General features: G+C 72.8%; 8 protein-coding genes. 2 read left to right on the top strand and 6 right to left on the bottom strand.

What is annotated here, in order from left to right:
• Positions 1–109: 109 nt before the first annotated feature.
• From ACZ592_RS36330 to ACZ592_RS36320, 3 genes are all read right to left on the bottom strand, one after another.
• A complete protein-coding gene (locus tag ACZ592_RS36330) occupies positions 110–1,195 on the bottom strand; it encodes a methyltransferase (RefSeq protein WP_471586001.1) in 1,086 nt (361 codons plus the stop codon).
• A gap of 194 nt (positions 1,196–1,389) precedes the next feature.
• Positions 1,390–2,820, bottom strand: coding sequence for a nitrosuccinate lyase (locus tag ACZ592_RS36325; protein ID WP_471586000.1), 1,431 nt, complete (start codon positions 2,818–2,820; stop codon positions 1,390–1,392).
• A complete protein-coding gene (locus ACZ592_RS36320; RefSeq protein ID WP_471585999.1) occupies positions 2,817–4,904 on the bottom strand; it encodes an FAD/NAD(P)-binding protein in 2,088 nt (695 codons plus the stop codon). The genes ACZ592_RS36325 and ACZ592_RS36320 overlap by 4 nt, the downstream gene beginning before the upstream one ends.
• 760 nt (positions 4,905–5,664) lie before the next feature.
• Here ACZ592_RS36320 and ACZ592_RS36315 point away from each other — a divergent pair.
• A complete protein-coding gene (locus ACZ592_RS36315) occupies positions 5,665–6,486 on the top strand; it encodes an AfsR/SARP family transcriptional regulator (RefSeq protein ID WP_471585998.1) in 822 nt (273 codons plus the stop codon).
• A 270-nt stretch (positions 6,487–6,756) separates the two neighbouring features.
• Here ACZ592_RS36315 and ACZ592_RS36310 read toward each other — a convergent pair whose 3' ends face one another.
• Positions 6,757–7,545 (bottom strand): streptomycin biosynthesis protein, encoded by a 789-nt coding sequence (locus ACZ592_RS36310; protein WP_471585997.1) that lies wholly within the window; start codon positions 7,543–7,545, stop codon positions 6,757–6,759.
• Between the two features lie 625 nt (positions 7,546–8,170).
• Positions 8,171–8,824: a TetR/AcrR family transcriptional regulator gene (locus tag ACZ592_RS36305; RefSeq protein WP_471585996.1), complete on the bottom strand. Its 654-nt coding sequence runs from the start codon at positions 8,822–8,824 to the stop codon at positions 8,171–8,173.
• 193 nt (positions 8,825–9,017) lie between these two features.
• On the opposite strand from ACZ592_RS36305, the gene ACZ592_RS36300 reads away from it, so the two are divergent.
• On the top strand, positions 9,018–9,644 hold the full coding sequence (locus tag ACZ592_RS36300) for an SRPBCC family protein (RefSeq protein ID WP_471585995.1): 627 nt from the start codon (positions 9,018–9,020) through the stop codon (positions 9,642–9,644).
• 84 nt (positions 9,645–9,728) lie between these two features.
• On the opposite strand, the gene ACZ592_RS36295 is transcribed toward ACZ592_RS36300, so the two are convergent.
• Entirely contained in the window at positions 9,729–10,634 is a 906-nt protein-coding gene (locus ACZ592_RS36295; protein WP_471585994.1) for a LysR family transcriptional regulator, read from the bottom strand.
• Positions 10,635–10,667 lie beyond the last annotated feature (33 nt).

The raw sequence follows: 10,667 nt of genomic DNA, 5'->3' as shown, positions 1-10,667 counted from the left end.
CCCTCCCCCCCCCAAAAACCACCCCCCCACCCCCCCCCCCCCCCCCCACACCCCCCCCCCCCCCCCCCCCCGACCCCCCCCCCCCCCCCCGGCTGCGCACGGGGACGGTTCAGCGCGGGCTCGCCTCGACGACCGAGATCGCCGCCGGGGTCTGCACCACCCGCTCCAGCCGGAACCCGGCCTTGGCCAGCAGCTCGGCGTACTGGGCACGGGTGCGCTCCTTGCCGCCCACCAGCAGCATCAGCCACAGGTCGACCAGCTTCCCGGAGTGCGGCCCGTTGAGCTTGTCGGGGATGACCATCTCCATCACCAGCAGGCGCCCGCCGGGGTTCATCGCCTTGCGGACGTTGCGCAGGATCTCCAGGGCCTGCGGCTCGGGCCAGTCGTGGAGGATGTGCTTGAGGAGGTACGCGTCACCGCCGGCGGGCACCGCGTCGAACAGACCGCCGTCCGCGATCGTGCACCGCTCGGACACACCCTGCTCGGCCAGGAACGCGCCGGCGCCGTTGGTGCCCACCCGGGGGTCGGAGAGGATCCCGCGCGCCGAGGGCGTCTTGCGCAGGATCCCGGCGAGCAGGTCGCCCCGTCCGCCGCAGAAGTCCACCACGGTGGCGTAGCGCGCGAAGTCGTAGGCGGCCAGCAGCGGCTCGGTCTCCGTGCCCGACATCGAGCCCATGCCGCCGATGAAGATCTCCCCGTACTCCGCGTTGGCCTCCAGGTACTCGAAGGCGCCCATGCCGCGCAGCTTGGGCAGGCTCGGCTCGCCGGTGCGGACCGCGTCGACCAGGTGGCCCCAGTCCTCCCAGTGGATGGGGTGGCCCATCAGTTTCGCTATGCCGTGCATGGACATCGGGGCGTCCCTCAGCAGCGCCCGGGCCATCGGGGTCAGTTTGAACCGGCCGTCCTTCTGCTCGGCGAAGATGCCGTAGGTCGACAGGAGCCGCAGCAGCCGGTGCAGCGCGTCGGGGTCCGCACCCGTCTTCGTGGCGATCCGCTCCGGAGCCAGCGGGCCGTCCACGAGGGTCTCCGCGATCCGCAACTCGGCGGCCACGTGGATCGCCTGGCTGACCATGGCGCCCTGGACGAGTTCGAGCAGGGCGAACGGCGGGGGTGCGAGGGTGCGCGTCAGTTTCTGCAGGGCGCTGCGCACGCTTTCGACGGCGCGGACGACACGGGCGGGCGGCAGTGGCGGCATGACATTCCTCCGGCTGGGCGGTGGGTGGACGGGTGCTTGGCGGTTGCGAACGGGCGTGCCTGGAAGGTGTCTCGATGGACGACGGGGGGTCACCTGCCTCGAAGAGAAGGGGCGTGAAGGGGAGAGGAAAGAAGGCGGGGGAGTGGGCGAGGGAGAGGGAGGAGGGGAGAAGAGCAGGGGCGGCGCGGGTCGCGTCAGTCGCGCAGCGCGCGGTCCACCAGCAGCCCCGCGGCGCCGGTGTACTGCCCCGGATCGAGCAGCTCCGCCAGCACCGCACCGCTCAACACGCCCTTGAGGCAGGGGAGTTCGGCCAGGACGTCGCCGAGCGGACGGCCGGTCAGCCGCGCCCGCTCCGAGGCCTCGCCGAGCAGCTCCTTGGCCGCGGTCCTGCCGAGCAGGGGAGCCAGATGCGCCGAGAGACGCTCGGAAACGACCTGACCGGCCGTCATGCCGAGGTTGTCGCGCATCCGTTGCGGGTGCACGCGCAGCCCCGCCGCCAGCTCGGCGGCCGCCCGCACGGCGCCCCCGGTCAGCCGCAGGCACTCGCGCAGCGGCTGCCACTCGGCGTGCCACAGCCCCGCCGAACGCTCGTCCTCCGTAGGCAGGCACTGCGCCAGGACGGAGCTGAGCGCGGGCACCTGGACGGCGGCCGAGCGGATCAGGGTGGCAAGGACGGGGTTCTGCTTGTGCGGCATCGCCGAGGACGCGCCCCGGCCGGGACCGGCGGGCTCGGCGACCTCACCGATCTCGGTACGGGTCATGACCTGCACGTCCGCCGCCATCTTGCCCACCGCGCCCGCGGTGTGGGCCAGGGCCGCCCCCAGGTCGGTGACCGGTGTGCGCAGGGCGTGCCAGGGCAGCACCGGCCGGGCCAGGCCCGTCTCGGCGGCGAACGCCTCCTCCAGCTGGTCCACCACCTCCTGCGCACTGCGGGCCTCGGCGCCCGCCGCGGCCTGCGCGGCGTACTGCAGGTAGCCGGCCAGCGTGCCGGCCGCGCCGCCCAGCGACACCACGAGGCCCTCGTCGGCGACCTGTTGCAGGCGCGCGGCGGCCTGGAGCACCAGGTGCCGCCAGCCGGCCGCCTTGAGCCCGAAGGTGGTGGGCACGGCATGCAGGCCCAGGGTCCGCCCGGCCAGCACCGTGTCGCGGTGCGCACCCGCCAGGGCCGCCAGGGACGCGGCCGTGGCCCGCAGGTCCGCGATGATCAGGCGCAGGGCGCGCGCGGCCACCAGCATCGCCCCGGTGTCGAAGACGTCCTGGCTGGTGGAGCCGCGGTGCACGTACTCGGCGGCCTCCGGCGCCCGTTGGCCGACCAGCCGGGTCAGCGCCGCCACCAGGGCGACCACCGGGTTCGCCGTCCGGCGGGCGGCCAGGGCCAGTTCCCGTACGTCGAAGTGCTCGGCCCGGGCGGCGGCGGTGATCGCCTCGGCGGCCGCCGCGGGCACCGTGCCGCAGCGTGCCTGGGCCCGGGCCAGCGCCGCCTCCGCGTCCAGCAGGGCCTGCAGCCAGGCGATGTCACCGACCGCGGCCTCGACAGCGCTGCCCACACGCACCGGCGACAACAGCCCGGAGTCCGGCTGCCCGGCTGCGCCCGGCTGCGCACGGCCGCCGTCCGGCGCGCTCACGGCCGCACCTCGCCGGTGCCGGGCGCCATCGCCATCCCGCTCGCCCCGCCCGCCGCCGCGCCCCGCGGGGCGGCGGACGGCGCGGACGGTGGCGGGGCGGGCAGTGCCAGCACCGCGCCCGCGATGGCGTCGGATTCCTCCAGCGTCACCGACCCGACGCCGGGCCGGATCCCCGCCGCGGTCACCCAGTGCACCGCCTCGGTGGGCACCCCGTACGCGAAGCGCCGCGGATGCGCCGCCCCGGCCGCACTGAGCAGATGGCAGGAGCGTGTCACGGCCAGCCCGCCCGTCTCGTGGCCGCCGATGCGGTAGGGGCGGCACTGCCCCGTCTCGAGCAGCCGGCGCAGCAGCGGGTCGTCCGTGCGGCGCAGGTCGATCTCGGGCAGCCGTGCCTCGATCAGCGCGGTGGCCCGCACCCGCACGCCGGGAATCAGCGCCGACGTGCCGACGAAAGCCGCCCCCTCCCCGTCCTCATCCCCGCCGCCGCCGTCCTCATCCCCGCCGTCGCCGTCGCCGTCGGTGGTGGTGACGCGGATGCCGGGGCAGGACACGTCGAGCACACCGGCCTCCATGAGCGCGAGCATCTCCTCCACCCGCCCGGCGGGCGGGCCGATGGACAAGTAGGCGTTGAGCGGCGTGTACCAGCCCTCAAGCTCCTCGCGGTGCGAAGCGCCATCGAGCCCGCCGTGGTCGACGGCCAGCCGGATCTCGTTGCGCAGGTCGCGCAGGACGTCCAGCGCGGCCTTGAGCGGCCCGCGCACGTTGCCCCGGCGCGCCTCCAGGACGTCACGGGCGAGGTGCTCGCGCAGCCAGGAGCGGAACTGCGCCAGGTCACCGAAGGTGCGGCAGGCGCACGGATCGGCGACGGCGTCCCAGTCCCAGCGCTCCTGCCCGCCGATCCCGGCGGCCGCCAGCACACCCTCCTCCGCCCCCGGCGCCGCGGACAGGAAACGCGCGGCGAAGCGGTCCACGGCCGCGGCCTCGGCTCCCCGCGCGGCCAGCAGGGCCTCGTAGTAGACGCTGCGCACCTCCTTGGAGATCAGCGGCCACAGGTCGGCGGCGAAGCGCAACGGCCCATGGCCCGCCGCGCGCAGCGCCGTGACGTGCTCGACGGTCAGCAGCCGCGGCCGGTAACGGCCGTGGGCACCCTTCTCGTTGTCGCCGCGCGAGTGATAGGGGACACCGCGCCGCGAACCGGCGTGCAGCCGCGGCTCCCGGCCCGAGGGCCGGTAGACCAGCCGCCCCCCGACCCGCTCGAAGACGCCGCCCCTGGCATGGGTGAACAGCGACACGTAGTCGAAGAAGTTCAGGCCGAGACCGCGCAGCAGCACCTCCTGGCCCGCCTCGACGCACGAGAGGTCCACGTCGGCGGGGTTGGCCGGCGGGATGTAGAGGAGGCCGTGCCGGTCGGCGAACCGGGCCAGCGCGCGCTCGTGTCCGGCCGGACGCACGGGAAGATGGCCCTGCGCGAGCACCACCGCGGACAGCCCCGAGAGCCGCGTGCCGTCCTCGAGGACCACGACCTGCGCCCCGGCCCCGCGCGCCCCGGCCGGCACCCCGGCGTCCTGCGCCCCCGCCGGCGGCGCCTCTTCCTCCAGGGCCACCGCCCGCGCCCGGTGCGCACGGATCACCACGTGCTCCGGCGCGTTCGCCAGGACCTGCTGGAACGCCCAGGTCAGGTACCACCCGTACAGGGCGCGGGTGGGGTAGGTGTCCGGGCCCAGCGCCCGGGCCTCGGCCAGGACGTCCTCGCCGCAGGGGGTGGCAGGGCCGGGCGGGATCGAGCCCCGGCCCACCGCCCTGGCCCACTCGTAGAGACTGGGCCCCTCCTCCAGCGGGCCGCGGATGCTGACGCTGCCGTCGGTGTACACGGTGACCTGCGAGGCGACGGTGTTCATCAGCAGATGGGGCGACTGCGTCAGCCGCCACACGCGGCCCGCGCCGGGCGGCTCGGGATCGACGACGTGCACGCTCACGCGGTCCCACAGCGGGGACTTGCGCTCCTGCGCGCAGAGCCGTTCGAGCAGGGAGAACCCGCGCGGTCCTGCCCCGATCAGGCACACCTCGGTGTGCCGGGCGCTCACCAAGGTGTGCCACCCGGCGCATCGTCGTGAACTAAGGGTCCTGTGGGCATGGTCGCGTTCTCCTTGTCGGGGAGGGCACACCGGCCTGAGAGCAACCGCCGGGCGGTGCGCACCCACATTCCCGACGGGGTCAGGAGCCCTGCTCAACCAGGACTCGCGTCCCGTTGGAGGCCCGCGCGAGCGCCGCAAGGGGTGCGGAGCCGCGCGGCGGCACACACCGGCCCGGTGAAAGGAGGAAGGGGCGTACGCATTCTGCGGGGCACGGCCCCGGCCGCTCTCACGTGATTATCGAAACTCCGCCCGCAGGTGTGCGGGAGCGAAGGAACGCGTGAATGAGGGCATGGCGTCACGACGGACGCTACTCCGTCCGGCACGGCGGACAGATCACAATCCCGCAGACCTTATTACAACTGCGGGCGTGAGGGGAGACTCCGTGCACGGAAGGCAGGCGGAGGTATTTCCTCCGCTTCAATCGGGCCCGGCCGCCTCGGTCGCCCAGGGAAGCACTTGCCGCACCTGGCATTCAGTCGCCACAATTCTGCTGGCCCATGAGTTATCGGTGGACAACGGCGAAATCGACAACAGAGGGACACCTGAAAAGCGGTGGGAGATTCTGCGGATCCGGGCCGCCTCAGCGGCTGGCGTACGCGACGGATCGGTTAGCAGAGAGAGGCTGTGAAGTCTGCCATGCGACATGCGCTGCAGATCAGATTCGGTGCCGGCTCGCAAACGCGAAGCCGCCGGATTCTAGGAGGAATCTGTGAGGGTAAAGGTCCTCGGCCCGCTTGGTGCCGATGTTAACGGTGTGAATGTTGTGCCAACCGCAAGCAAGCCCCGGCAGATCCTGGCGCTATTGGCCCTCTACCCGAGGCGGGTCGTGCCGATCTCGACGCTCATGGAGGAAATCTGGGGAGTCGATCTGCCGGTGAGCGCCATGACGACCCTGCAGACGTACATCCTCCAGCTGCGGCGGCGGCTGGGTACGGCGATGGGGCCCGACGCCGCGGGCAGCGCCAAGGACGTCCTGGTCACCCGGTACGGCGGATATCTCCTCCAGATCCCGCCCGAGCAGGTGGACGTCCACGAGTACGAGCGCCTGGTGGTCGCCGGGCAGCGCGCGTTCGGCAGCGGCGACGACCTGGCGGCGGCCACCCTCTTCCGGCGGGCCCTGGACCTCTGGGACGGCTCCGCGCTGGTCGACGTGCGGATGGGCTGCGTCCTGGAGATCGAGGCGACCCGCCTGGAGGAGAGCCGTCTGGTCACCCTGGAGCGGCGGATCGACGCCGAGCTGCGCCTGGGCCGGCACTGCGAGTTCATCGCGGAGCTCACCGACCTGATCGCGCGCCACCCCCGGCACGAGGGCCTGCACGCGCAGGCGATGGTGGCGCTGTACCGCTCGGGCCGGCAGGCCTCGGCGCTGGACGTCTACCAGCGCCTGCGGGCCCGGCTGATCGAGGATCTGGGGGTGGAGCCGCAACCGCAGTTACAGCGGCTGCACGAGGCGATCCTCGCGGTCGACCCGCGACTGGACGTGATCGCGGGACCCCGGCCCTCGTCCACGTTCGACCGCTACGCGAGCTGAGCGGGCAGTACGCGGTGTCGTCGGCGGCATCTGCAGATCCCCGAGGAGCGCACCGGCTCCGCGGTGGATGCCGCCAACGTCGACAGGACAACCCCCTCCCCGCCGAAGACGCCCAAGACGCCCAAGACGCTGAGGACGCCGAGGACGCCCAAGACGGCTCAAGATGCCGAGGGCGCAGGCGGAGCCTCCGTCACCGCCGGCACGGCCCGGCACGGCACGGCACGGCACAGCCCGGCGGCCGCGGCACGTGGGGCCGACTGCGGAATTTCCTCAGTTGGACGCCTGGGAGCACTCGTCGCAGACGAGGTCCATGTGCATCGCGATGCAGTTCCACTGCGCGGCGCACGCGCGCGCCAGAGCGGCGATCTTCCTCGCCTGATGGGCGGGGACCTTCAGCACCAGACCGGGATCGGACTTGCGGACGATGCGGGCCTCGAGCCAGCGGATCATCTCCCGGCCGTCGTTGCTGTACTTCAGGGCGGGGTCCCGTTTCAGCGACTCGAGCTGGGCGAGGGGATCGACGGACGGGCCGGCGGGTCCGGGGCCGGCCTGCGCCGCACGGGCCATGGCCGCCGCGCCCGGCAGCGGCCTGTCGCCCTTGCCCAACCGTTCCTGCACCGGCGGGGCCGCGGGGCCGGGCACACCGGCCGCCTGGGCGGTCCTGCGCAGGACGATGTCCGGCTCTTCGGGAAGAATTCCGGTGCTCTTCTGCCGGCCTTTGTGGGAATTGAGCGGCCGGACCCGGCCGTCGCGCCCGATCCTGAGAGGGGCCTGGGCGATCTGTCCCGCGAATTTTCGGCGCAACACCCCGACGGTCTTGCCGGAAAGCCCGGTCTTCACGGCGACCGCCCGGTCCGACCACTCGGGAAAAATCTCAAGGATCTTCATCGCCGACTTCTTGCGGTCGGAGAGGGTGAGGGCCAGGCCGTGTTTCATGTTTAACTCGACGGCCAAGAGGAATGATTCCCGGTCCGATCCTTCGAAGTAGCGGACCTCAATGGTTTCCTGGCAGTTCAGCCGGGCCACGTGCAGCCTGTGCATTCCGTCGATGACCTTCATGGTCGCGCGGTGCACGATGATCGGCGGGAGTTTATCGGTGCACGCCGCCAGGGCGCGCACATGATCCTGATCAATGGCAAGCCGGGGGGAATCAGCGTCACGGAGCGTGTTGATCGGGATCCGAATGATTGAATCAGAGACTTCGGTCGAGTGGTCAGGCCCGACGGGTCGACATAAATGATCTCTCGGGAGTTCCCCCCCAGGGGCGGTCTCCCCTGGCATTCCGATCACGCTGCTTCTCCTCCCCCGGAACGAAGCGCATAATGCGGCGAGAGTATCATGAGATTCCGCCATGAACAGAGACCTCTCCGGATTTCATGCAATTACGTTATGCCCGTTTTTTCCGGAGACGGCTCGCGGCGGCGGAGACCGCCGATGATCACCCGGCCGGGCCGGGGTGCGACGCACCGCGCGCGACCTCCGCCATCGGCCCCGGCAGCCCCCGGAGCCGCCCGGGAAATGGCCCGACGCACCTGAACCGCCCCGGCGCCCGGCGGTGCGCCCCGCCCCGTACGGCCCGCGCGCCGGCCCCGCCGGCACGCCTGCCCGCGGCCCGGCCCGGGCCCTGTCGGGCCGCGGGGCCCGCGCCCTCACATTCAGCCACCGGAGCCCCGCCGGGACGCGGTCAGCCGCGGCCGAGCAGGTCCGCGAGTTCGGCGGCGTAGAACTGCTCGGCGTCGAAACCCATGCCGGTGAAGTGCCCGGCCAGTTCGAGGGAGAGCAGGCCGTGCAGCCGCGTCCAGAAGGACAGGGCCCGGTGCAGGACCGCGGGCGGGGCGTCGTGCCCCTGGGCCCACTGCCGGTGCGCGTCCAGGTGTGCGGCGAACGGCGCCGCGGGCCCGGCCGGCGGGGGAGTGGCGGCGCAGGCGTCGAGCAGTGTCGTCATGATCTCGCGCGAGATGGCGGTGGTGTCGTCGGGCGCGTGATAGCCGGGGACGGGGGTGCCGTAGAGGAGGAAGTAGCGCTGGGGGTCCGCCAGCGCCCACCCGCGCAGCGCGTGCGCCAGTGCGGCCGGGCCGGCGCCGGGGGTGGCCGCGGCGGCGAAGGTGTCGGCCAGGCTGCGGTAGGCGTCCCGGATGAGCTCGGTGATCAGCTCGTCGCGGCCGGCGTAGTAGCGGTAGAGCGCGGGCCCGCTCAGGCCCATCTGCTTGGCGATGGCGTTCAGGGAGAGCGCGGAGGCGCCCGCCGTGGCGATCTGCTCCCAGGCGCGCTCCTTGATCTCCGTACGCACCTGGGCGCGGTAGCGCTCGCGCGGAGTCCTCGTACCCGTGTCCGCCATGGGCCTGCCGCCTCTCTCCGCACCTGCATCGCTACATAGTCAAGGGTTAGTTAGAGAGTATCACGCAGGCTCTTGACGCCTCCCTCTCGCGTAGTTACAACTTATAACGAACGGCAAAGCTTCTAACCCTCCGTGGTCCAGCTCCCAACCCCCTCCCGCAGCCCGCACATTGACACCCGACAAGGGGAAACACATGTCCCGCACCAGCGCCCGCGCCGCCCTGCTCACCGTCCCGCTCGCCCTCGCCGGCGTCCTGGGTACCGCCGCCGCGCCCGCCCGGGCCACACCGCACCCCGGCGCGTCCCTGACCTGCCGCGGGCAGGGCGTCGATCCCGACGCCCGCGTCCGCCACCGCACCCAGACCCTGATCCACGCGCCGCTGAGCACCGTCTGGAAGCTGCAGACCGAGGTGGAGCACTGGCCGTCCTGGCAGGCCCACGTCCAGGACGTCGAGCGCCTGGACCACGGCCCCTTCCGTACGGGATCGGCGTTCCGGTGGGCGACCCCGGTGCCGCCCAACCCCGCGAGCCCCGCCACCCGCCTGGACATCACCTCCAGCGTCAAGCAGCTCAAGCACGGCTCCTGCATCCGCTGGACCGGCCCCGCGACGGGGGAGGGACTGCACATCGACGGCGTCCACGTCTGGCGGTTCACCAAGGTCAAGGGCGGTGTCCTGGTGCGCACCGAGGAGACCCACACCGGCCCGCAGGTCGATGCGCACGTGCCCGCCGCGACCGAGATCCTCGGCCAGGGCCTCGAAGGATGGCTGAAGGACCTGAAGACCACGGCCGAGTCCCGCACCGGTCACCGGCCGCGCTGAGTCACGCCTCCGCCGGGCCGCCGCACGCCGTACGGGGTCGCCGCACACCGCCGCCGTATCGCATCACCCGCGGCGGCCTGGCCCTCACCCCGCATCCGGCAACGGCAGCTCCGGATGGTGGCGCAGGGCGTCCAGTACGGCGCGCACCGCGGCGCTCGGCGGTGAGCCCCGGCGGATCGCCGCCGTGATCGTGCGGGTCACCCCGGCCGGCAGTTCCCGGGTGGCGACGCGGTAGCGCCGGTCCACCGCCAGGCCCGGCAGCAGCGCGATCGACAGGCCGGCCTCCACGTGCTGCAGGGCCATCATGTAGTTGCCGAACCGGCCCACCACCCGCGGCTCGAACCCGGACTGACGGCACAGCCGCAGCGCGAGGTTGGCCATGTAGGTCTGCGGCATGTCGAACGTCCACGGCTCGTCCGCGAGCGCCGCCAGGTCCACCGCGCCGCGCCCGGCCGCGGGGTGCCCGGGCGGGAGCACCAGCAGGACCGGGTCCGTGGCCAGCGGCACGATGTCCAGGTCCGGGCCCAGCGGCAGCCCGTCGAAGTCGGTGGTGGTGATGATGATGTCCACGTCGCCGACCCGCAGCGCCGGCATGCTCTCGTGCGGCTCCAGCTGCAGCAGCTCGATGTCCAGGTGCGGATGCGCGCGCGCCAGCCGGCTCACCGCGGGCACCGCCATGGTGTGGATCGCGCTCTGGAAGGAACCCAGCCGCACCAGCCCGGCCGGCTCCTCGCCGAACCCGCGCAGCTCCGCCTCCACGCTGTCCATCTGGTCCAGGAACGCCCGCGCCCGCCGCGCCAGGATCAGCCCGGCCGAGGTGAGCCGCACCCGCCGCCCCGTCCGCTCCAGCAGCTGGGTCCGCGTCTCGGTCTCGAGGGCCGCCAACTGCTGGGACACGCTGGACGGGCTCAGATTGGCGGCCTGGGCGACCGCGCGGACGGTGCCCAGCGTGTCCAGCTGGCTGAGCAGACGCAGTCTCCAGGGATTCATCACACCCCCATTGTTGTACGGCAGAGCCGAACA

It is taken from the genome of Streptomyces sp. NPDC040622, from assembly GCF_055593965.1.
The sequence above is the reverse complement of the archived record's forward strand: the minus strand, read 5'-3'. Positions and strand labels throughout refer to the sequence as shown.